The organism is Kitasatospora sp. NPDC036934 (genome assembly GCF_055608425.1).
Genome location: NZ_JBVJQR010000005.1, coordinates 278,431 through 299,323, shown reverse-complemented (window position 1 = coordinate 299,323; position 20,893 = coordinate 278,431). Strand labels below are relative to the sequence as shown.

The 20,893-nt window shown below is 74.2% G+C and carries 19 protein-coding genes and 1 tRNA gene; 11 read left to right on the top strand and 9 right to left on the bottom strand.

Features of this window, described 5'->3' with window-relative positions; translation table 11 throughout:
* Positions 1 to 41: 41 nt before the first annotated feature.
* Positions 42 to 956, bottom strand: coding sequence for a sigma-70 family RNA polymerase sigma factor (locus ACZ7BZ_RS10415; protein ID WP_470357996.1), 915 nt, complete (start codon positions 954 to 956; stop codon positions 42 to 44).
* A 142-nt stretch (positions 957 to 1,098) separates the two neighbouring features.
* Between ACZ7BZ_RS10415 and ACZ7BZ_RS10410 the strand changes: the two genes are divergently transcribed.
* Positions 1,099 to 1,620 (top strand): hypothetical protein, encoded by a 522-nt coding sequence (locus ACZ7BZ_RS10410; protein WP_470357995.1) that lies wholly within the window; start codon positions 1,099 to 1,101, stop codon positions 1,618 to 1,620.
* A 37-nt stretch (positions 1,621 to 1,657) separates the two neighbouring features.
* On the opposite strand, the gene ACZ7BZ_RS10405 is transcribed toward ACZ7BZ_RS10410, so the two are convergent.
* Positions 1,658 to 3,064: an aldehyde dehydrogenase family protein gene (locus ACZ7BZ_RS10405; RefSeq protein WP_470357994.1), complete on the bottom strand. Its 1,407-nt coding sequence runs from the start codon at positions 3,062 to 3,064 to the stop codon at positions 1,658 to 1,660.
* Between the two features lie 59 nt (positions 3,065 to 3,123).
* Here ACZ7BZ_RS10405 and ACZ7BZ_RS10400 point away from each other — a divergent pair, with 59 nt between their 5' ends.
* Positions 3,124 to 3,765 (top strand): TetR/AcrR family transcriptional regulator, encoded by a 642-nt coding sequence (locus tag ACZ7BZ_RS10400; RefSeq protein WP_470357993.1) that lies wholly within the window; start codon positions 3,124 to 3,126, stop codon positions 3,763 to 3,765.
* Between the two features lie 65 nt (positions 3,766 to 3,830).
* On the opposite strand, the gene ACZ7BZ_RS10395 is transcribed toward ACZ7BZ_RS10400, so the two are convergent.
* Entirely contained in the window at positions 3,831 to 4,181 is a 351-nt protein-coding gene (locus ACZ7BZ_RS10395; protein WP_470357992.1) for a DoxX family protein, read from the bottom strand.
* A 61-nt stretch (positions 4,182 to 4,242) separates the two neighbouring features.
* On the opposite strand from ACZ7BZ_RS10395, the gene ACZ7BZ_RS10390 reads away from it, so the two are divergent.
* Positions 4,243 to 5,142: a LysR family transcriptional regulator gene (locus ACZ7BZ_RS10390; RefSeq protein ID WP_470357991.1), complete on the top strand. Its 900-nt coding sequence runs from the start codon at positions 4,243 to 4,245 to the stop codon at positions 5,140 to 5,142.
* A 177-nt stretch (positions 5,143 to 5,319) separates the two neighbouring features.
* Here ACZ7BZ_RS10390 and ACZ7BZ_RS10385 read toward each other — a convergent pair whose 3' ends face one another.
* The 3 genes from ACZ7BZ_RS10385 to ACZ7BZ_RS10375 form a co-directional block, all read right to left on the bottom strand.
* Positions 5,320 to 6,876 carry an AMP-binding protein gene (locus tag ACZ7BZ_RS10385; protein ID WP_470357990.1) on the bottom strand — a complete coding sequence of 519 codons (1,557 nt, stop codon included), beginning with the start codon at positions 6,874 to 6,876 and terminating at the stop codon, positions 5,320 to 5,322.
* Positions 6,877 to 7,067: 191 nt separating this feature from the next.
* Positions 7,068 to 7,250 (bottom strand): 4-oxalocrotonate tautomerase DmpI, encoded by a 183-nt coding sequence (gene dmpI, locus ACZ7BZ_RS10380; RefSeq protein ID WP_465744322.1) that lies wholly within the window; start codon positions 7,248 to 7,250, stop codon positions 7,068 to 7,070.
* A 125-nt stretch (positions 7,251 to 7,375) separates the two neighbouring features.
* Positions 7,376 to 8,269, bottom strand: coding sequence for a LysR family transcriptional regulator (locus ACZ7BZ_RS10375; protein ID WP_470357989.1), 894 nt, complete (start codon positions 8,267 to 8,269; stop codon positions 7,376 to 7,378).
* 167 nt (positions 8,270 to 8,436) lie between these two features.
* Here ACZ7BZ_RS10375 and ACZ7BZ_RS10370 point away from each other — a divergent pair.
* Positions 8,437 to 8,520 (top strand) — tRNA-Leu (locus tag ACZ7BZ_RS10370).
* Positions 8,521 to 8,614: 94 nt separating this feature from the next.
* Entirely contained in the window at positions 8,615 to 9,229 is a 615-nt protein-coding gene (locus tag ACZ7BZ_RS10365; RefSeq protein ID WP_470357988.1) for a hypothetical protein, read from the top strand.
* 47 nt (positions 9,230 to 9,276) lie between these two features.
* Here ACZ7BZ_RS10365 and ACZ7BZ_RS10360 read toward each other — a convergent pair whose 3' ends face one another.
* On the bottom strand, positions 9,277 to 10,422 hold the full coding sequence (locus tag ACZ7BZ_RS10360) for a serine hydrolase domain-containing protein (protein WP_470357987.1): 1,146 nt from the start codon (positions 10,420 to 10,422) through the stop codon (positions 9,277 to 9,279).
* A 204-nt stretch (positions 10,423 to 10,626) separates the two neighbouring features.
* Here ACZ7BZ_RS10360 and ACZ7BZ_RS10355 point away from each other — a divergent pair, with 204 nt between their 5' ends.
* The 3 genes from ACZ7BZ_RS10355 (at position 10,627) to ACZ7BZ_RS10345 (ending at position 14,844) form a co-directional block, all read left to right on the top strand.
* Positions 10,627 to 11,856, top strand: coding sequence for a sensor histidine kinase (locus tag ACZ7BZ_RS10355; RefSeq protein WP_470357986.1), 1,230 nt, complete (start codon positions 10,627 to 10,629; stop codon positions 11,854 to 11,856).
* The gene (locus ACZ7BZ_RS10350; protein ID WP_470357985.1) at positions 11,853 to 12,527 is read left to right on the top strand and encodes a response regulator; all 675 of its coding nucleotides are present in this window, start codon (positions 11,853 to 11,855) and stop codon (positions 12,525 to 12,527) included. The genes ACZ7BZ_RS10355 and ACZ7BZ_RS10350 overlap by 4 nt, the downstream gene beginning before the upstream one ends.
* A gap of 127 nt (positions 12,528 to 12,654) precedes the next feature.
* Complete coding sequence (locus ACZ7BZ_RS10345) at positions 12,655 to 14,844, top strand: serine/threonine-protein kinase (protein ID WP_470357984.1); 2,190 nt, start codon at positions 12,655 to 12,657, stop codon at positions 14,842 to 14,844.
* Positions 14,845 to 14,986: 142 nt separating this feature from the next.
* On the opposite strand, the gene ACZ7BZ_RS10340 is transcribed toward ACZ7BZ_RS10345, so the two are convergent.
* Complete coding sequence (locus ACZ7BZ_RS10340) at positions 14,987 to 15,199, bottom strand: cold-shock protein (RefSeq protein WP_470357983.1); 213 nt, start codon at positions 15,197 to 15,199, stop codon at positions 14,987 to 14,989.
* Between the two features lie 361 nt (positions 15,200 to 15,560).
* On the opposite strand from ACZ7BZ_RS10340, the gene ACZ7BZ_RS10335 reads away from it, so the two are divergent.
* The 3 genes from ACZ7BZ_RS10335 (at position 15,561) to ACZ7BZ_RS10325 (ending at position 19,483) form a co-directional block, all read left to right on the top strand.
* Entirely contained in the window at positions 15,561 to 16,562 is a 1,002-nt protein-coding gene (locus ACZ7BZ_RS10335) for an RNA ligase family protein (RefSeq protein ID WP_470357982.1), read from the top strand.
* A gap of 299 nt (positions 16,563 to 16,861) precedes the next feature.
* Positions 16,862 to 17,779 (top strand): AurF N-oxygenase family protein, encoded by a 918-nt coding sequence (locus tag ACZ7BZ_RS10330; protein ID WP_470357981.1) that lies wholly within the window; start codon positions 16,862 to 16,864, stop codon positions 17,777 to 17,779.
* A gap of 42 nt (positions 17,780 to 17,821) precedes the next feature.
* Positions 17,822 to 19,483 (top strand): 4Fe-4S binding protein, encoded by a 1,662-nt coding sequence (locus tag ACZ7BZ_RS10325; protein ID WP_470357980.1) that lies wholly within the window; start codon positions 17,822 to 17,824, stop codon positions 19,481 to 19,483.
* A gap of 315 nt (positions 19,484 to 19,798) precedes the next feature.
* Here the strand turns inward: ACZ7BZ_RS10325 and ACZ7BZ_RS10320 are convergent, their stop codons facing one another.
* Positions 19,799 to 20,890, bottom strand: a complete 1,092-nt coding sequence (locus tag ACZ7BZ_RS10320; protein WP_470357979.1) for an aromatic ring-hydroxylating oxygenase subunit alpha — start codon at positions 20,888 to 20,890, stop codon at positions 19,799 to 19,801.
* Positions 20,891 to 20,893 lie beyond the last annotated feature (3 nt).

Genomic DNA, 20,893 nt, shown 5'->3' with positions numbered 1-20,893 from the left:
CCGCTGTGGGCGGCCCGCCCCCGCCCACAGCGGACCGGTCGTCAGTCCCGGAACGCCGACAGGTCGAAGGCCGCCAGCCGTTCCTGGTCGAGGAGCACCTCGATCTCCGCGATCGCGCCGGCCACCACGGTGAACGCCATGATCGACAGCGCCCGTCCGTTGTCGCCGATGACCACCGCGCCGACGGCGCCGTTGACCAGCGCGGGACGGGCGAACGGCGACAGCCCGCCCCACAGCACGGCCTGCCCGGCCACCGTCGCGGCGCCGGCGAGCACCACGGTGTGCCGGGCCTGCCCGGCCCCGCCGTCCGAGCGCAGCACCACGTCCGGGTCGAGCACGGCGAGCAGCGCCGCCAGGTCGCCGGAGCGGGCGGCGGCGAAGAAGGCGTCCACGGCCACCCGCTGGCGGCCCAGGTCCGGATCCGGCACGGGCCGTCCCTGCACCTTGCGGCGGGCCCGGCTGGCCAGTTGGCGGGTGGCGGCCGAGGTCTTCTCGATCAGCGGGGCGATCTCCTCGAAGGGCACCGCGAACAGGTCGTGCAGCACGAAGGCGACCCGCTCGGCGGGCGACAGCGACTCCAGCACCACCATCAGTGCCAGGCCGACCGAGTCCGCGAGCATCACCTCCTGCTCCGGGTCGACCACCCCCTCACGGCGCAGCAGCGGGTCCGGAATTCGCTCGGGGCCGTCCTCGCCGCCAGGACCGGTCGGCTGCAGCGGCTCCTCGCGGCGGGCGGCGCGGTCGCGCAGCAGGTTCAGGCAGACCCGGGAGACCACCGTGGTCAGCCAGCCGCCGAGGTTGGCCACCTCGGCGGTGTCGGTGCGGTCGTACCGCAGCCAGGCTTCCTGGAGCGCGTCGTCGGCCTCGCTGATCGAGCCGAGCATCCGGTACGCGACCGCGCGCAGGTGCGGGCGGTGCTCCTCGAAGAGCGCGGTCCGGGCAGATCTGTCGTCCACCGTGTCAACTTCCTTCGTCGCCTCGGGTCGGCCTCGGGGCCGGTCTCGGGTCAGGGCAGCGGAAGCCAGCCAACAGCGGGGCGGCGCGGAGATCAACTCCCGGCGGGCGGAGTTGTCGTGGGGGCCTCGTAGGGTGGCCGCCATGTCGTTCCTCACGCGCCTCCGGGCCACCCCCGCCACCGTCGACTACCTGCTCTGGCCCGGGGACTTCTCCCTCGACGCCTACTCGCACGTGGAGGAGGTCGTGCTCGCCTCGGGGGAGGCCCTGGAGGAGGTCGCCAAGTGCAGCGCGGGCGGCACCTTCTTCCTGTGCGGTGACGGCGGCGACGAGCGGCCCGTCCTCTTCGCCGACTCCGAGGGCGGCGCGGCGCTGCTGGCCGTCGGGCTGGAGGAGATGGTCCGGCTGCTGTTGGCGGTGCCGTGGTGGCGGGACTGCCGGCGGCTGACCGAGGAGGAGAGCGCGGCCGCGGCCGAGGACTACCTGGCGGACGAGCCCGAACTGCTCGCCGACCGGGACGCGGCCGCCGCCGCGATCGGGCTCCACGTGCCCACCGTGGCCGAGGCCCTGGCGCGGCTGCGGGAGGTCGCCTTCGGCCTCGGGCCGTCGTACGTGCTGCTCAACGGGGTGGAGGGGAACGCGTACGAGCCGCTGTTCCGGGCGTAGCGCCGCCGGTCCGGCGGGTCGGAGGACTCGGAGGATCTCAGAGCAGGCGGCGCAGGAGGCGGGACTTGAGCGGGGTGAACGGCGGGTAGGCGGGGCGGAGCGGGTCGGCGAGGAGGGGCTTGTCGAGCACGGACTTGGTGTGGCTGAAGGTGTCGATGGAGTGGCTGCCGTGGTAGCGGCCGAGGCCGCTCTCGCCGACGCCGCCGAACGGCAGGCCGGGGACGGCGATGTGGGCGTTGGGGACGCCGAACGCCAGGGCGCCGGAGGAGGTTTCGGTGGTCAGGCGGCGCTTGGTGGCGGCCGAGGCGGTGAAGGCGTAGAGGGCGAGCGGCTTGTCGCGGGCGGTGATGAAGGCGATCGCTGCGTCCAGGTCGGGGACGCGGAGGATCGGCAGGACGGGGCCGAAGATCTCCTCGCGCATCACCGGGGCGTCCGGGTCGACGTCGGCGAGGACGGTGGGGGCGAGGTAGCGGTCGGCGCGGCGGTGGTCGCCGCCGGTGACCAGCCGGCCGTCGGCGAGCAGGGCGGTGAGGCGGTCGAAGTTCCGCTCGTTGACGATCCGGCCGTAGTCGGGGCTGTGCGCCGGCTCGGCGCCGTACATCTCCCGGATCGCGGCGGTCAGTTCCGTTTCGAGGGTGGTCGCGGTGTCGCCGATGGCCAGGACGTAGTCGGGGGCGACGCAGGTCTGGCCGGCGTTCATGAACTTGCCCCAGGCGATCCGGCGGGCGGCCGTGGCGAGGTCGGTGCCGGGCTCGACGACGACCGGGCTCTTGCCGCCCAACTCCAGGGTGACGGGGGTGAGATGACGGGCGGCGGCGGTCATGACGATGCGGGCGACGGTGCCGTTGCCGGTGTAGAAGACGTGGTCGAAGCGCTGGTCCAGCAGGGCGGTGGTCTCCGGCACGCCGCCCTCGACGACGGCGACGGCCTGCCGGTCCAGGGTGCGGGGGAGCCAGTGGGCGATGGCGGCGGCGGTGGCGGGGGCGAGTTCGCTGGGCTTGACCACCGCGCAGTTGCCGGCGGCGAGCGCGCCGACCAGCGGGGAGAGGGCGAGCTGTAGCGGGTAGTTCCACGGGCTGATGATCAGCACGGTGCCCAGCGGTTCGCGGACCGTACGGGCCCGGGCGGGCTGCAGGGCGAGCGGCACCGGGATGCGGCGCGGGCGCAGCCAGCCGTCGAGGTGGCGCAGGGTGTGGTCGATCTCGTTGAGGGTGAAGCCGATCTCGGTGGTGTAGGCCTCGGCGGCGTTCTTGCCGAGGTCGGCGTGCAGGGCGGCGGTGAAGAGGGCCTCCTGCTCGACCAGTAGGCGGCGCAGGGCGCGGAGTTGGGCCTTGCGCCAGGCGAGCGGCTTGGTGCGGCCGGCGGCGAAGGCGGCGTGCAGGCGGGAGACGGTGGCGGCGGCTTCGTCGCTGCCGGTGGACGTGGCTTCGGCGGAGAGGCTCATGCCGTCGAGCATAAACGAAACGAAACGATTTCGTTTCTGGTTTTCGGTAGACTTCCGGCATGACCCCCAGCACCACCCCGCCCCCGTCCGCCCCGCCGCCGCGTCGGGGCCGCCCGCGCGACGCCGCCCGGGACCGGGCACTGCTGGACGCCACCCTCGCCGTCCTCGCGGAGAACGGCTACGGCGGGCTGACCACGGCCGCCGTGGCCGCCCGGGCCGGAGTCTCCACGGCGACCCTCTACCGCCGCTGGTCCTCCAAGGAGGACCTGGTGATCGCCGCCGCCGCACTCCACGGCGAGAGCTCGTACGAGCAGCCCGACACCGGCGGCTTGGAGACGGACCTGCGGGTCGTCCTGCGGGACAAGGCCGCCAGCATGACCGGCGAGCCAGGCCGGGTGATCCGTGCCCTGATCGGCGAGGCCGCCCACAACACCGCGCTGGCCGAGGCGCTGGTCACGGCCTTCCTCCGGCCGCTGTACGGAAGGGTCGCGGAGGTCGTCCGGCGGGCGGTCGAGCGGGGCGAGATCCCGCCGCTCGACGGCGTGGAACTGGTCGGAGAGGTGGTGGTCGGCCCGGTGATGACCCACTTCCTGCTCACCCCCCGGCTGCCCGAGGACGTCGACGAGGCCACCGCCCGGCAGACCGCCGACCGGCTGCTGCCCTTCGCCGTGCGGGCGGTGGGCGGGACGCCGTCGGGCTGAACGGGCCCGGGTCGGGGCCGGTCCCGTTGGCGGAGCCGCTCGCGCGGGTGCCGGCCGGTGCGGCCTCAGTGGGTGAGGACGAGCGCCAGGGTGGCCACGGCCAGGGCGAGGTAGCCGGCCGGGAAGTACAGGTTGTGCAGCACCCCGGTGCGGACGTGGGTGGCCACCGCGCCGAGGTAGAAGAGCACCAGCCCGATCGCGGCCGCGACACCCAGCGGCGGATAGCCGACCAGGCCGATGAGCAGTCCGGCGGCCCCGGCCGCCTTGAGGGCGGCCAGCCACGGGACCCACTCCGGTTTCACCCGCACCTCGGCGGAGTTGGCCAGGACGAACGGGGCCCTGGCGAAGTCGGCGGCGGCGATCCCGGCGTTGGCGGCAACGGCGAGGACGGTGACGATCAGACAGGCGATGGACATGGCTCCAGCCTCGTCAGGGTGCTCCCGTCGCGTCCAATACCCGCTTCCATAACCTGGTGGAATGGATGTGGACACCCGGTTGCTGCGCACCTTCGCCGCCGTCGCGGAGGAGGGCAGCCTGACCCGCGCGGCGGAGCGGCTGTACGTCTCCCAGCCCGCGTTGACCAAGCAGGTCCGGCAATTGGAGAAGCTGCTCGGGGTGCCGCTGTTCGTCCGGTCCCGGGCCGGGATGGCGCTGACGGTGGCCGGCCGGAGCCTGGCGGCTCGGGTCCCGGGACTGCTGGCGGACTGGGACGCGGCGCTGCGGGAGACCAGGGGCGCGGCGAGCCGGGCGGCGCGGGTGCTGCGGGTCGGCTTCCTGGCGAGCGCGGCGAACGAGGCGACCCCGGGCATCGTCGCCGCGTTCTCCGCCCGGCAGCCGGGCTGGCGGGTCGAGATGCGGCACACCGCCTGGTCGGATCCGACGGCGGGCCTGGCGGCGGGCGAGGTGGACGCGGCGCTGCTGCGGTTGCCGTTCCCCGGTCAGGAGCGGCTGCGGGTGGCCGAGTTGTCCACCGAGCCGCGCTGGGTCGTGCTGCCGGCCGGGCACCGGCTGGCCGCGCTGGAGGTGGTGCCGTTCCGCGAGCTGTGGGACGAGCCGTTCGTGGCGGCCCCGGCCGAGACCGGCCGCTGGCGGGACTACTGGGTGGCCGCCGACGAGCGGGAGGGCCGCCCGGTGCGCTTCGGCGCGGTGGTGGAGCACCCGGACGACTGGCTGAGCGCGATCGCCAACGGCTACGGCGTCGCGCTCGCCCCCGCCTCCACCGCCCGCTTCTACGCCCGCCCGGGGATCGCCTACCGGCCGGTCGGCGGGGTGAGCCCGAGCCGGATCGCGGTCGCGTGGTCCCCGGCGGACGACGGTGACCCGGTGGTGCGGGCGTTCGTGGACTGCTGCCTGGAGGCGGCCGCCGCCGAGGAGTGAGCGCGCGGCGGTGGCCCTCGGGCGGGGGGAGGGGTGGCGGCCCTCAGCGCCGCCACCCCCCGTTGGCTTCTCGGCACCGGGGTGGTGGTTCATTGAGCCAAACCCCGCCTGGGGGTGAAAGCGGGTGGGGATCCGTGCGGGGTTCGGTGGGGTTTCGGTGCGCGTCCCCCGGCGGGCTCAGCGGGGGAGGGACTCGCGGAGGCGCTTCTTGTCGGGCTTGCCGACGGAGGTGAGCGGGATGGCGTCGAGGAGGTGGAGGGCTTCGGGGGCGTAGATGCGGCCCTTGTGGGCGGTGACGAAGGCGCGGACCTCGTCCAGGGTCGGCCGCTGCCCGGCGGCGGGGACGACGGCGGCGTGGACGTGCTCGGCCTCCTGGTCGTCGCGTACGCCGAAGACGGCGCACTGGGCGATGGTCGGGTGGGTGAGCAGGAGCTCCTCGACCTCGGTCGGGTAGACGTGCCCGCCGACGACGATGATGAGGTCCTTGAGGCGGTCGGCCAGGTAGAGGTAGCCGTCGGTGTCGAAGTACCCGATGTCGCCCGTGTCGAGCCAGCCGTCGCGCAGGACCCGGGCGGTGAGGTCGGGCAGCTTCCAGTACCCGGCCATCAGCATCGCCGAGCGGACGTGCACCTCGCCCTGCTCGCCGGGCGGCAGCACGGTGCCGTCGGCGGCGCGGATCTCCACCTCCACCTCGGGGAAGGGCCGACCGACCGGGAGCGGACCGTCCTCGCCGAACCGCGCGTACTCGCCCGGAGTGAGGACGGCGATCTTCTGCGCCTCCGACATGCCGTACAGGCTGACCAGGACGGGGCCGAAGACCTTGAGGGCCTCCCGGATCCGGGTCGGGGAGGAGGCGCAGCCTCCGTAGTCGATCCGCTGCAGGCTGGACAGGTCGGTGCGGCCGATCGCCGGGTGGTCGAGCAGCCGGTAGAGCAGCGGGGGCAGCACCCACAGGTCGGTGATGCGTTCGCGCTCGATCGCGGCGAGGACGTCGCCGGGCTCGAAGGAGCGCTGGAGGACGACGGATCCGCCCTCGTGGAGCGTCAGGTCGGCGAGCACACCGGCGAGGTGGGCGATCGAGGTGGCGGCGAGCAGGCGGGGCGGCTCGGCGCCCGGGCGGTCGTGGAGGGGGGTGTCGAACATCCGGCGGAGGGGCCCGTGGAGGCTGAGGATGCCCTTGGGGATGCCGGTGGTGCCGCCGGTGTGGCGGATGCCGAGGTCGTCGCCGGGGCCGATGGGGACGGCGGGTTCCGCGGCGGGGCGGGTGGCGGAGGCGGCGATGACGTCCTCGCCGATGGTGCCGTCGGTGCCGGTTCCGTCGGGGCCGGGGCCCAGGGTGAGGACGGCGGGGACGTCGATCAGCGGCAGCAACGCGGGTGCGTCGGCGTGGCGTTCGGCGTCGACGAGGAGCACGGTGGTGTCGACGCTGGCGACGATCTCGGCCAGGACCGGGGCGCTCATCCCGTCGTAGAGGTTGACCACCCGGGCGCCGGCCAGGCCCGCGGCGTAGCGGGCGCTGAGGGCCTCGGCGGTGTTGCCGGTGAGCAGGGTGACGGTCGAGCCGCGGGTGATGCCGCGGGCGAGCAGCTCGTGGGCGAGGCGGTAGGTGGCGGCGGCGAAGTCGCCGGCGGTGATCTCGACCCGGTCGGCGGTGGTGATGGCACGCCGGTGCGGGCGGGAGGCGAGCGAACGGAGGATCAGGGCGGGTGCGCTGACGAACTCCTGGTCACTCATGGCGACTGCGTCCTTGTAGTTTGCAACCATGTCGCCAGGCTAACTCCACCCCCCGTCCCCTACCGGCGAGTTTTGGCCATGCCTGGTCAGAACATCGTCGGTGGACGAAGGATCCGCTCGGTGGGCGGCCCCCAGTGCTCATCGGGGCCGGCGGGCCCGGCGGATCGCCGGGCCCATCGGTCCTGCCGGGGCTAGCGGTCCGCGGTGAGCTTGCCGGCCGTGCCCCAGTTGTCCGGCTGGTACTCGTTGACGAACACGAACACGCTCTCGGCCGGGACGCCGAGGGTGTCCACGAAGGCCTCGGTGACCTTCTCGACCAGCTCGCGCTTCTGCTCGACGCTGCGCGGGCCCTGCTGGATGGTGACGATCGGCATCTTCGGCTCCTGACCGGGTGTCCTGCCCGGCTGGTCCGCCGGGCTCCTCCGCCGGGTTCTCCGGCTGGGAACAGTCCACCGGATCGGGCCCGCCCGCATCCAGACCCGAATCGCTCTGGCAGCGATCACGAATCCTGATCGTCCCAGGCCAGTGGGGTGCGGCAGGCCTCCAGGAGCAGTCGGGGCGGTGGCGTGGAGCGCCGTACGGCGACCGAGGTGGCCAGGGCCAGCGGGGTGCGGCAGCGGCGGAAGGCCACCCGGTGGGTGTTCACCAGCCGGGCGTTGGCGGCGTACACCACCGTCCACATCGGGGTGCCGGTGCCGATCGACGCCAGGGTGTCCTGCAGGGCGCCGTGCGGCGGGCCGAGGACGGGCCGGAAGCCGGCCTGTGCGCAGGCGTCCAGTACCAGGTCCACCAGCGCCGGGTGGTTGCGGTGTTCGGTCAACCGCAGTGGCAGGTCGGCGAGTTCGGCGAGATCGAGCTCGGGCCGGGTGGCCAGCGGGTGTCGGGCGGGCAGGGCGAGCACCAACTCGTCCTCCCAGACCGGCAGGAAGTGCAGATCCGGGCTGTGCTCGGCGATCGCACCGCGGACGAAGGCGGCGTCCAGGCGGCCGTCCGAGAGTCGGGCCAGCCGCTCCCGCACCGGGGCGGAGTGCAGTTCGACGCGTACGCCGGGAGCCCGTTGCTGGTAGGTCTCCAGGATCAGGTCGAGCCGCTCGGCGAGCCCGGTGACGGTGCCCAGTCGCAGTACGGCGGGCGCGGCCAGGTCGGCGGCGAGCGCGCGGGCCGCGTCCTCGGCCGCCAGGACGTTGCGGGCGGCGGGCAGGAAGCGCTCCCCGGCCGGGGTCAGCCGGACGTACCGGGGCGAGCGGTCGAACAGCTCGACCTTCAACTCCCGCTCCAGCCGCCGGACCTGCTGGCTCACCGCCGGTTGTCCGAGCAGCAGTCGCTCGGCGGCCCGGCCGAAGTGCAGTTCCTCGGCGACGGCGACGAAGCAGCGCAGCTGCCGTAGCTCCATGCGGTCCCCCTGCTCGATCGTTCGACGGGCTCATCGTCGCAGGCCGTGGTCCGGCCGGGGCCGGCCGGACCACGGGCGCCGCCCCGCGGTGGGCGGCCCCCCTTCGTCGCTCTGACCTGGTCGGAGGCACCCCTGAAGATGGTCTATAGTTAACCCATCACCCAGATGCGCGGGTGGCGGAATAGGCAGACGCGCTGGATTCAGGTTCCAGTGCCCGAAAGGGCGTGGGGGTTCAACTCCCCCCTCGCGCACAGCGAACGGCCGGTCGATCTTCGGATCGACCGGCCGTTCTGTTTGCGGCTCCCGCACGGGCTCCTGTCGGAGGGGGGTGACACACTCCCCGGCATGAAGATGATCGAAGCGATCGAAGCGGTTCTGAAGGCGAACGGTTCGGAGGACGATCCGGGCTTCCTGGGCGAGTTCACGTTGGCGGGGCGCCTGTCGAGCCGCGGGGACATCGCGGTGTGCGGGCTCGAGGGCGGGGAGTACTTCACCTTCGACGACATCGCCGAGGGGCTGCACGAGGTGTACCTGGCGTACGACTGGGACGACGAGCGGGGCGCCACCGTCTCCGCGGTCGCGCTGGTCGTCGGCGGCACCGCCCCGGAGGCACTGGTGGGGGCGAGCTGGGAGGAGGCGTCGGACGACGTCAACATGCTGAGCGAGCACGCCTCGGCGATCCACTCCAGCACCCCGGACAGGCTGGCGATCGGCGGGGCCCTCCGGCGGACCGCCGGATTCGCGGACGCGGAGGACCCCGTGGCCCGGGCCGTGGCCGAGCTCGCCGCGCAGCAGGAGGCGGGCTCCCGGACGCCGGTGCTCGATGTCGTCGTCGACCCGGAGAGCGGCGCCAACAGCCTGGTCTTCCCGACCTGTGACTTCACGGCGAACAGCATCCTGGTCGGTCGGGACGGCAGTGGAGCGGGGGTCGGGATCTTCTGGTCCAACTTCGACGGGTGAGGTCCCCCGGGGCCGGGGCCGGGGGACAGTCGTCGGGGCGGTCCGGGTCAGCGGCAGAGGGCCGTGTCCACGACGTCCTCCAGGTGCCGGGTGACCGCGTCGTCCGCCGGGACGCTGGTCACGGTGATGTCGGCGGCGCGGCCGTCGTCCGTCGCGCCGCCGCGGGACTCGTAGCCCGGGATGTCGCCGCCGTGGCCCCAGTAGACGCCGCCGCAGGACAGCGGCCGGCTGATGATCCCCAGCCCGTAGCCGGCGCCGGTGTCCCCGATGGGGACGGTGGTGCGCATCTGGGCGAGGAGGTCCGGGGAGAGCAGCCGGCCGCCCAGCAGGGCGGTGAAGAACCGGTTCAGGTCGGAGTCGGTGGAGGTCATCTGACCCGCCGCCCAGCCCGCGGAGGGGTCCAGCTCGGTGGTGTCGATCAGCGGGCCGCCCGGCTTCTCCTGGCGGTAGCCGCTGGGGTGGGCCTCCCGGATGCCGCGGTCCCCGGTGGCGGGGAAGTAGGTGTGGCGCAGGCCGATGCGCTGGATGATCCGCCGGTCGATCTCCTCGGCGAGCGGTCGGCCGGTGACCTTCTGGATGATCAGGCCGACCAGCACGTAGTTGGTGCTGCTGTACTTGAACGCCTTCCCGGGGGCGAAGTGGGCCGGGTGCCGGAAGGCCAGGTCCAGCAGCTCGCGCGGCTCGAAGTACCGCTGCTGCATGACGGATTCGTCGATGTCCCCCTCGTACTCGGGGAGCCCGCTGGTGTGCTGGAGGAGCTGGCGGACGGTGATCCCGTGCCCGTCGATGCCGTCCCCGCGCACGATGCCGGGGAGGTAGGTCTCGACCTGCTCGTCCAGCTTGACCTTCCCCTCGCCGACCAGTTGCAGGGCGACGACGGCGGTGAAGGTCTTGGTGTTGCTGCCGATCCGCACCTGGCCGTCCTTGGGCACCTTCGCGCCGGTGGCCAGGTTGCCGACCCCCGCCGTGTAGTGGCGGGTCCGGCCCGTACGGTCCTGGACGCTCGCCAGTGCGGCGGGCAGGCCGTCGGAGCGCACCAGGGCGTTCAGGCCCTGCTGGACGGTGTTCGGCTTGGCGGCGACGGCCGTCGCGGGGGCCAGGGCGCCGGCCGTGATGAGGCCGAGGACCAGCGCGGCGGACACGCCCCGCCGCCGCCGGGAGGAACGGGGCTTCTGCTGGGTCAGGTCACGCATGGGTCGACTCCTGTGGATTCGTCGGCTGTGGGTCCGCCGGTCGTGGGTCTGCCGGTCGGGGGCTCGCCGGTGGTGGATGCGTCGGTGAGCAAGTGACTCGATCCTGGGCTCCGGCGCCCCCGGCGCACATCGCGGAAAGGCGGGAAAACGCGCTCCCCCGATCGGGGGAGGCCCTCGCTGACCTGCCCGGACATACTGGCGGACATGATCAGAGCACTTCGGCCGCTGCTCCGCGGCTCCACGTACACGGGCGCACTGTTCGCCTACTGCGGCGCGCTGGCGAGCCTTCCGCTGCTGCCGCTCGCCGCCCTGCCGGCGCTCGGCTGGGCGTCGGCTCCGTATCTCGTGCGGTTCGCCCTGACCCTGCTGCTCTGGACGGTGCTGACCGGTCTGCTCGGGCTGGCCCGCACCACCCGGCGCGCCCTGGTCGCGTCCGCCCGTCGAATGCTGGGGGTGCCGCTGCCGGCGGCCGCCGCAGGGCGCCGGCCGTCCGGGGCCGACCGCTGGCGGACGCCGGCCTGGCTGGTGCTGCAGGCGGCATTGGGATGGACGGGCGCGCTGGTGAGCGGGGTGCTGCTGCTCATGGGCCTCTCCCTGCCGTTCGGCTGGCTCGGCGGCGAGGCGCGGTTCAGCCTGTTCGGCTGGTCGCTGGAGGTGCCGGACGGCTGGTGGAGCTGCCTGCCGGCGGTCGTCTGCGTGCTGCTGGCGGTGACCGGCTGCGCGGTGGTGACGGGGGTCCTGCGCTGGGCGGCGCCGCGGCTGCTCGGACCGTCCGCCGCCGAGCGGCTCGCGCTGGCCGCCGAACGGGAACTGGCGCTGGCCGAACGCAACCGGCTCGCCCACGAGTTGCACGACTCCATCGGGCACACTCTGACGGCGGCCACCATCCAGGCCGCGGTGGCGGGCGAGGTGCTCGCCGACGATCCGGCGGCGGCGCGGGCCGCCATGCGCAGCATCGAGGAGTCCACCCGGGCCGCGCTGGAGGACCTGGACTACGTGCTCGGTGTGCTGCGCGAGGAGGACGCGGCCACGGCACCCACCCGGACCCTCGCCGACCTGCCCGAACTGCTGGACCGGCTGCGCCACGCGGGCGCCGTGGTGGACCCGGCCCTCGCCGGCGACCTCGCCCAGGTGCCGGGGACGCTCTCCAGGGCGGCGTACCGGATCCTTCAGGAAGGACTGACCAACGCCCTGCGGCACGGGACCGGCGGCCCGATCGAGGTCGGCGTGGTGGCGGCGCCGGACGTGCTGGAGCTGCGGGTGGTCAACCGGACCGGATCCGGAACCGGAACCGGCGCCTTCCCGACCTCCGGGCACGGCCTGCCCGGACTGGCCGAGCGGGTACGGCTGCTGCACGGCGAGTTCGCGGCCGGGCCGGACGGGCCCGAGAGCTGGAAGCTGGCGGTCCGGCTGCCGGTCCGGGCGACGGTGTGAGCACCGCGTCCGGTGCCCCCGTCACGCTGCTGATCGCGGACGACGACGAAGTCACCCGCAGTGGCCTGCGCACCCTGCTCTCCGTCCAGCCGGGGATCGAGGTGATCGGGGAGGCCGCCGACGGCGTCGACGCGGTCGAGCAGGCGCTGCGACTGCGTCCGGACGTGGTTCTGATGGACGTGCGGATGCCGCGCCGCAACGGGATCGAGGCCACCCGGCAGCTGCTGGCGGAGTCCGCCGAGCCGCCGAGGGTCGTGGTGATCACCACCTTCGAGAACGACGGCTACGTCACCGCCGCGCTCAGCGCCGGGGCCAGCGGCTTCGTGCTCAAGCGGCTGCCGGTCCGGCAGATCGCCGAGGCGGTCCGGGTGGTGGCGGCGGGGGAGGCGATCCTGTTCCCGGCCGCGCTGCGCCGGATGGTCGCCGCCCGCCCGCTGGACTCCGCCGAGGCGCTGCCCCGGGCGGCGCTGACCGGGCGCGAGGAGGAGGTGTTGCGGCTGATGGCCACCGGGCTGTCCAACCCGGAGATCGCCGAGATGCTGACGGTGAGCCAGGAGACGGTGAAGACCCACGTCGGGAACGTGCTGACGAAGCTCGGGGCGCAGAACCGGACCCACGCGGTGGTGATCGCCTACGAGTCGGGACTGGTGGTGCCGGGGTTCACGGGCTGAGCCGGCTTCCCCGGCCGACTCGGGCCTCCACCAGGAGGCAGGAGGCAGGAGGCAGGAGGCAGGAGGCGGGGAGGCAGGCCTTAGGCTGGGCCGGTCGGCCGGACATGCCTGGGGGAGGGAACGGCACGTGACCCTGTCGGAACACGATCCGCGCGAGATCGGCGGGTACCTCCTGGAGGGCCGGCTCGGGGCGGGCGGCATGGGCGTGGTCTACCGCGCCCGGTCGGTCTCCGGCCGCCAGGTGGCGGTCAAGGTCATCCGGCCCGAACTGGCCGCCGACGCGGAGTTCCGGGCCCGCTTCCGGCAGGAGGTCACGGCCGCCCGCAAGGTCAGCGGTGCCTTCACCGCGCCCGTCCTCGACGCGGACCCCGACGCCCCGGCCCCCTGGCTGGCCACCCTCTTCATCCCCGGCCCCTCCCTGGGCGAACGCATCGCCGGGCAGGGCCCGTTGACCCCGCCCGAGGTCCGCCGCCTGGCCGCCGGACTGGCCGAGGCGCTCCAGGAGATCCACCGCGTCGGGCTGGTGCACCGCGACCTCAAGCCCGGCAATGTGCTGCTCGCCGAGGACGGCCCGCGCGTCATCGACTTCGGGATCGCCCGCAGCGCCGGCGAGACCCAGCTCACCAGCACCGGAGTCGCCGTCGGCACCCCGCCGTTCATGGCGCCCGAACAGTTCCGCAGCGGTACGGCGACGACCGCCACCGATGTGTTCGCCCTCGGCTCGGTCCTCGCCTTCGCGGCCACCGGGCGCGGCCCGTTCGGCGCCGACTCCTCGCACGCGGTGGGATTCCGGGTGGTCTACGAGGAGCCGGACCTCGCCGGGCTGGCGCCGGAGCTGCTCCCGCTGATCACCGGCTGCCTGGCCAAGGATCCGGAGCAGCGGCCCACGGTGGAGGGGCTGTTGAGGATCATCGCGGAGAGTGCGCGGGAGCGGACGGTCCGGCTGCGGACGGGGCCGGTGGCTCCGGTTGCTGTGCCGGCGCCTGCCCCGGCCGCCCCGGCTGCCCCGGCGGTCGCGACGCCGACGGCCGCCAGCCCGGTCGCCCCGGCGGTCGCGACGCCGACGGCCGCCAGCCCGGTCGCCCCGGCGCCGGAGCAGCCGCCGGTGCCGCCGGCCGCCCCGCCGCACCTCCCGCCGTCCTCCGCCGCCGAACGGGGCCCCCGCCCGCGCCGGGCCCTGCTGATCGGCTCGGCGCTGGCCGCCGTCGTGGTCGCCGCGGCGGGCACGCTCGGCTACCTGGTCCGGCACGACCGGGAGCCGAGTACCGGGCAGGCCGGGCAGGCCGGCCCGTCCGCAGCCGCCACAGGCCTCGGCTGCGCCCCGACCGACACGGCCGAGACGGCGGTCGTCGGCTCGGACGGGATGGAGGCCGACCTGGTCAAGAAGTGGACGGCGGACTTCGGCGAGGCCTGCCCGAGCAACCGACTCAGCTACCGGGCCCCGCTCGTCGGAGACCCGAGCAACCCGTTCGGCAACACCAACGTGGCCGACTTCGCCGTCGGCCGCCTCGAGGCCGCCACCGTCGACGATGCGGTGCCCGACAGCCAGGTGGGTCAGACCGGCAGGCATTGCGTCTCGGGACAGATGGCCCAAGTCCCGATCGCGGTGCTGCCGGTCGCGGTGGTCTTCAACGTGCCGGGGGTGACGGATCTGGTGTTCGACGCACCGACGCTCGCCAAGATCTTCCGGGGCCAGATCCGGACCTGGAACGATCCGGCGATCAGGGCGCTCAACCCGACCACCGTGCTGCCCGGTTCATCGATCGACGTACGGGTCCCGACCGGCCTGTCCTGGTCCGCCTTCGTCTTCGCCCACTATCTCGGCAAGGCGGCACCCGCCGACTGGCCGTTCAATCCGGGCCCGGTCTGGGACTCCGGGGAGAAGACCGGGACCGGCGCGACCGAAGCGGGCATCCCCGGTGCCATCGCCGGAGCCATGGGTTCGATCGGCTTCGTGCCGCTGAAGGACGTCGGCAACCTCCACACGGCCCGGGTGCGGACCGGTGACGGCGACGTCGCCCCGAGCACCGCGGGCGCCAACGCCATGGCTGCGACCGGCACCGTGGCGGCCTCGGGCAGCAGGCTCTCGGTCGAGCTCGACTACCAGAAGCCGGTCAAGTCCGGTTACCCCGTGGTCGGTTTCAGCTACCTCGACTTCTGTGGGAGCGGCGGGGGCGCCGCCGTCATGGCGAGTTTCGCCTCCTACGCGGTCAGCGCACCGGGCCAGGCGACGGGCGAGTCGCTGAAGTACGGCGCGTTGCCCCCGGCGATGACCCAGCAGGTGCAGGGCGTGCTGACCGCGCTGCGGTCCAAGTAGGGCCGCCCGCTCGCCCGGCCGTCCGTCGGTGCCTGCCGCCTGCCGCCTGTTGCCCAATCCCCGGCCCCGGCCCCGGCCCCGGAAAACGGAACGCGCGCCCGGTCGCGATCGACCGGGCGCGCGCGGGGGTCCGCCGGGGCGTCTACTGCTCGACCTGGACCTTGTCGGCCTGCGGGCCCTTCTGTCCCTGGGTGACCTCGAAGGAGACCTTCTGACCCTCCACCAGGGACTTGAAGCCGGTCGACTCGATCGACCGGAAATGCACGAACAGGTCGGGGCCGGACTCCGGGCTGATGAACCCGTAGCCCTTCTCGTCGTTGAACCACTTCACGGTGCCGTTCTGGCGCTCGGCCATGCCTACTCCTCGGGGTCGGATCACGGTGACCTCGCGTGATCATCTCACGCAGGGCGCTCGGGCCGACACGAGACGTAGTCGGCGCGCTGTGGTCGGCTGCCTGGGGGCGGGGCTCCCGTCTTGAGGGGTGAGGGGCGCGGCGCTGATGCGACGGCGGATCCGGGGCTGGTTGGCGCGAGGCCCGTACGCTGCTCGCCCTCACCGACGGGCTCACCGCCCGCGTCCTCATCGGTCACCGGACGGCGGCGGAGGCCGAGGACCTCCTCCACGCCCACCTCGCGGGCTGTGGGAGCGGGTGGCCCAGGCCCTGTCCGGGATATCTCCGTTGCCAGGGAGGGGCGTTGCGGCGAGGATCCCCTTCGTGCCCGACTCCCGGTCCGAACTGACGCCCTATCCGAAGATCCCCGCGAAGGGGCGCCCCGGCGCATCCGGCGGCCGTGAGTGGATCGCGGCCGAGAAGGTGCACGGCGCGCACTTCGCCGTGGTCTGCGACGGGAACTCCGTACGGGCCGCCAAGCGGCGCGACCTGCTCGGCGACGAGGATCTCGACGCCTTCTTCGGCGTCAGCCGGATCTGGCCGCAACTCCGGGTCGCCGCCGGGCGCTTCGCGGCGGCCGTGCTGCTGGAACACCCGGGAGCCCTCGTCACCGTGTACGGCGAGCTGGCCGGCGGCCGCTACCCGCACCCCGAGGTGCCCGCCGCCGACGGCGTCGAACCCGTCCAGACCGGCGTCTGGTACGCCCCGGGGCTGCGCTGGCTGCCCTTCGACGCCACGGTGGAGACGGACGGGGGTCGGTGGTGGATCCCCGACCGGGAGCTCCGGTCCGCGGCCGCCACCGCCGGGCTCGCCTGCGTACCCCTGCTCGGGCGCGGCACTCCGAACGTCCTCCAGGACCTGCCCGTCACCTTCCCCACTCGGGTGCCCGCCCTGTTCGGCCTGCCCGAACTGCCCGACAACCTCGCCGAGGGGTACGTCCTCAAGCCCGCCGGCGCATGGCACGAGTCGGCGGCCGCCCGGCCGGTGATCAAGGTCAAACAGCGGGCCTTCGCCGAGGATGAGCGCTACGACGGCGCCCGCCCCTACCTCCCCCCGCCGGAGGGCGCGGCCGGCGTCCCCGGCTGGCTCCTGGTCCAGGCCTCCGCGCTGCTCACCCCCGCCCGCGCCGCGGCGGCCGTCAGCAAACTCGGCCCCCGCACCCCCGCGGCCGCAGTGGCCGCCGAGATCGTCCAGGACGTCACCGACGAACTCGCCGAAGCCCTCGGCGGCCTGGAGTCCCCCGTGCTCACCGCCCTCCACCGCGCCCTCGCCCCCGGCGCGCTCTCCCTGGCCGCCTTCGACGCCGCGGACCGGCCCGGCCGCTGACCCGGCGCCTGCCGGCGCCCGAGCACCGATCCCGGCGGGGCTGGAGGCCATGTGGTCCGCGCTGGACCGCACGTGCAGGCAATTGGGCGGGACCCGTGAGCGGTGAGGTCCGCCCTCCGCCGCGCGCGGCCCTCCGCGCGGGTTCGGCCCTCCGCGCGGGTTCGGCGCTGCGCGCGGGTTCGGCGCTGCGCGCGGGTTCGGCGCTGCGCGGGGGGTTCTCGGGGACCGGCTCTTATTGTACTGTCCGTCTAATAAGCGGGTGAGCGGGAACCCGCAGGGGCAGGCACCAGGAGGCAGCGATGGCTCTCACCAGGCAGGCGGCGGCGGATCACGGTCACACGGCGGCCGACGACGACGTCTCGAAGCGGCTGCTGGAGTCGGCCGCCACCCTCTCCTACGACCCGATGACCGAGATCGACTGGGACGCCTCCCTCCCGGCGGAGCACTACGGCCTCAACCCCGAGTGGAGCACCCTCTACGGCACCCGGTTGTGGGACGAGATGACCGAGCGGCAGCGGGTCACCCTCACCCGGCACGAGGTCTGCTCGATCATGAACACCGGCATCTGGTTCGAGATGATCCTCCAGCAGATGGTGCTGCGCGACCAGTACCTCAAGAACCCGGCCAACGCCGAGTTCCAGTTCGCGCTCACCGAGATCGCCGACGAGTGCCGCCACTCGATCATGTTCGCCCGCGCCTGCCAGAAGATGGGCGTCCCCGCCTACCGCCCCAACAAGGTGATCGCCCAGGCCGGGCGCGCCTTCAAGGCACTCGCCAAGGGCGAACTCGCCTACGGCGGCATCCTGGTGGCCGAGGAGGTGCTGGACGTCATGCAGCGCGACTGGATGCGCGGCGAGAACGTCCTGGAGATCGTCCGCGGCACCTCCCGGATCCACGTGGTCGAGGAGTCGCGGCACATGAAGTTCGCCCGGCAGGAGATCCGCGAGCGGGTGCGCCACGCGAGCCCGGCCCGCCGGCGCGCCTCGGCCACCGGCATCGCGATCGGCGCGTACGTCATCGTCAGCAGCATGGTGCACCCGGGCGTCTACAAGGCCGCCGGGCTGGACGTCGCGCGGGCCCTCGACGAGGTGCGGGGCAACGAGCACCGCAAGGCGATGATGCGCAACAGCTCCCGGCACCTGATGGCGTTCCTCGCCGAGACCGGGCTGATCACCAGCCGCGCCGCGGCGGTCTACCGCCGCGTGCACATGCTCTGACGGACCACCATCTCCAGCGAGGACGAGGACTCACCCCCGGCCATGGCCTACGCGATCACCCGGACCTGCTGCAACGACGCCTCGTGCGTGTCCGTCTGCCCGGTCAACTGCATCCACCCGACCCCGGACGAACCGGAGTTCGGCACCACCGACCTGCTGTACATCGATCCGCGGGCGTGCATCGACTGCGGCGCCTGCGCGGACGCCTGCCCGGTGGACGCGGTGTTCCCGGTCGACCGGCTGCGCGGGCCGGACGTCGTCTTCGGCGACCTCAACCGCGACTGGTACCGCGACCACCCCAACGACCACGCCTGGGGCGCGCCCAGCTTCCCGCGAAGTCTGCCGGGCGAGGTGGGCACCCTGCGGATCGCCGTGGTCGGCACCGGGCCCTCCGCCGGGTACACCGCGCAGGAACTGCTGCGCTGCACCGGCGCCGAACTCACCATGATCGACCGGCTGCCGGTCACCGGCGGCCTGCTGCGGCACGGCGTCGCACCCGACCACCAGTCCACCAAGCGGATCGCGGAGAGCTTCGCGAGCGTCTTCCACGACCCGCGGCTGCGGATGCACCTCAACCTGGAGGTCGGCACCGACGTCAGCCACCGGGAACTGGTCGCGCACCACCACGCGGTGGTCTACGCGGTCGGCGCGGCCGCCGACCGGCGGCTCGGCGTGCCCGGCGAGGACCTGCCCGGCAGCGTGCCCGCGACCTCCTTCGTCGGCTGGTACAACGCCGACCCGACGGTGCCGGCCGACGCCGTGGAACTGTCCGCCGAGCGGGTGGTGGTGGTCGGCAACGGCAACGTCGCGGTGGACATCGCCCGCATCCTGCTCACCGACCCGGACCAGCTCGCCGTCACCGACATCGCCGACCACGCCCTGGCCGCGCTGCGCCGCAGCCGGGTGCGGGAGGTCGTGCTGCTGGCCCGGCGCGGGCCCGACCAGGCCGCCTGGAGCACTCCCGAGTTCCTGGCGCTGCGCCGGCTGCCGGGCGTCGAGCTGGTGGTCGAGGACCACCCGCAGGTGCGGGGCGCGATCGAGGCGGCCGCGCCGGACTCCCGGGCCGCGCTGCTCGCCGCCCTGCCACTGGTGCGCCACGACGCGGCCGCCGCACCCGGGCCGGGGCGCCGGATCGTGCTGCGCTTCCTGTCGACGCCGGTCGAGCTGACCGGGGAGCAGGGCCGGGTCTCGGGGCTGACCGTCGAGCGGACGCTGCTGACCGGGGAAGGAGAGCCCGGCGGTTCGACGGGGGAGCGAGAGACCCTGCGCGCCGGCCTGGTGGTGCGCTCCATCGGACACCGGGGCGTGCCGGTGCCCGGACTGCCGTTCGACAAGCGGACCGGGACGGTCGCCCAACGCGGCGGACGGGTGGTCGACCCGGCCACCGGCCGGGCGCTGCCCGGCGCGTACGTGGTCGGCTGGGCCAAGCGCGGGCCGTCCGGCGGGATCGGCGCCAACCGGGCCTGCGCGCGGGAGACGGTGGACGCGCTGATGGACGACGCGGAGGCCCGGGCGTTGCCGGTACCCACGGCGGGACAGGCGGAGTTCGAGCGGCTGGTGCGGCAGCGCCGGCCGGACGCGGTGGGGCTGCGGGAACTGCGCGCGGTGGACCGGGCGGAGCGCGAGCGGGGCGCGGCGCAGGGGCGGCCGCGGGTGAAGCTGGCGACGGTCGCGGAGCTGCTGGCGGCGGGCCGGCGGCGCTGAGGCGGCCCCGCGGCGGGGCTGACGCGGGCCGGCGGCGCTGAGGCGGCCCCGCGGCGGGGCTGAGGCGGGGCTGCGGTGCGTCGGACGGCCCGCGCGGGGTGGAGGCGCGGGCCGTCCGGTTGACGCGGCCGTGACCCGGGGCTCCTGGGCGCGTTGGGCGGATGTGAGCAGTTTTGGGGTGATGACGGCTTCCTGGCTTTGGCCGGCCGAAGAAACGATCCTGCCGGGCGCGGGGCGCCCTCCGGAACCTGGTCCTGGTCCTGGTCCTGGCCCTGGCCCGGAACCGGACCCCGAGCCCGACCCCGGGGCGCCCATCTACGCCGAACTGGCCCGCCGCTGGAAGTCGGAGGGGCGGGCGGTGCCCGGGTTGCCCGATCCCGTCTGGGAGTCGCTGGCCGCCCCCGTGCCGTCTCCGGCCTCGATGCCCTCGGCGCCCTCGAAGCCTTCGACGCCCGCGACGCCCTCCGGATAGAACTGGCGCGCCCAGCGCCGGAACACCCCGATCGAGCGCTCCCCGGGTACGAGCCGCGGCTGCGCCAGGTACCGCTTGTGCGCCAGCACCGGCCGGTCCTGCTTGATGATCCGCACCGCGGCCCGCAGCGCCACCCAGGAGGCGGCCCGGTCCACGGCCCTCGCCGACCCGACTCCCGGCACCGGCACGCTGCTGGTCACCGCGAAGCGCACCAGGGTGCGCCAGGGCGCGAGCGGCGTCGGCAGCACCCACACCCGCAGCGTGCTGCCCAGTTCCGGCAGTTCGGCGGTCAGCCGCATCAGCCCCAGCCCGGCCAGCACCACCGGCTGCTCCAGGCTCACCGCGCCCAGCCCGGGGAACCGGGTGGTGGTGCGCTGGTGGACGGTGAACAGCGGGCCGTCCGGCTCCGGCGGCGCCGTCTCCCGGGTGTCCAGGCCGTGCAGCACGGCCACGTGCCGGAAGTCCACGCTGTTCTCCAGTACCTCCTGCGGATGCGAGAGCACCTCCCCGCTCCACCAGGCCAGCGGCCGTACACCGACCGCCGGTGGTAGCTCCCAGCCGGGCGCGACACCGTCCGGCCCGCCCCGCCAGACGAACAGCGCGCCGTCCCGTTCGACCAGTCGGCGTTTCGTCAGTTCACCCCGGAGCCGGGTGCCGTCCGGTGAGCCGGTGCAGGAGCCGTCCGGGGCGAAGGCGAAACCGTGGAACGGGCAGACCAACTCCTCGCCGCGGACCCGCCCGCCCGTGCCGAAGTGCGCGCCCAGGTGCGGGCAGTGCGGCCCGATCGCGCGCACCGCGCCCCGCTGCGTCCGGTACAGCACCACGTCCTCGCCCATCAGCCGGGCCGTGCGCACCCGGCCGGGCGGCAGGTCGCGGGCCCGGCCGACGCAGAACCAGCCGCTCGGGTACGGCAGCGGGGCGGAGCGCGGGTCCATGGC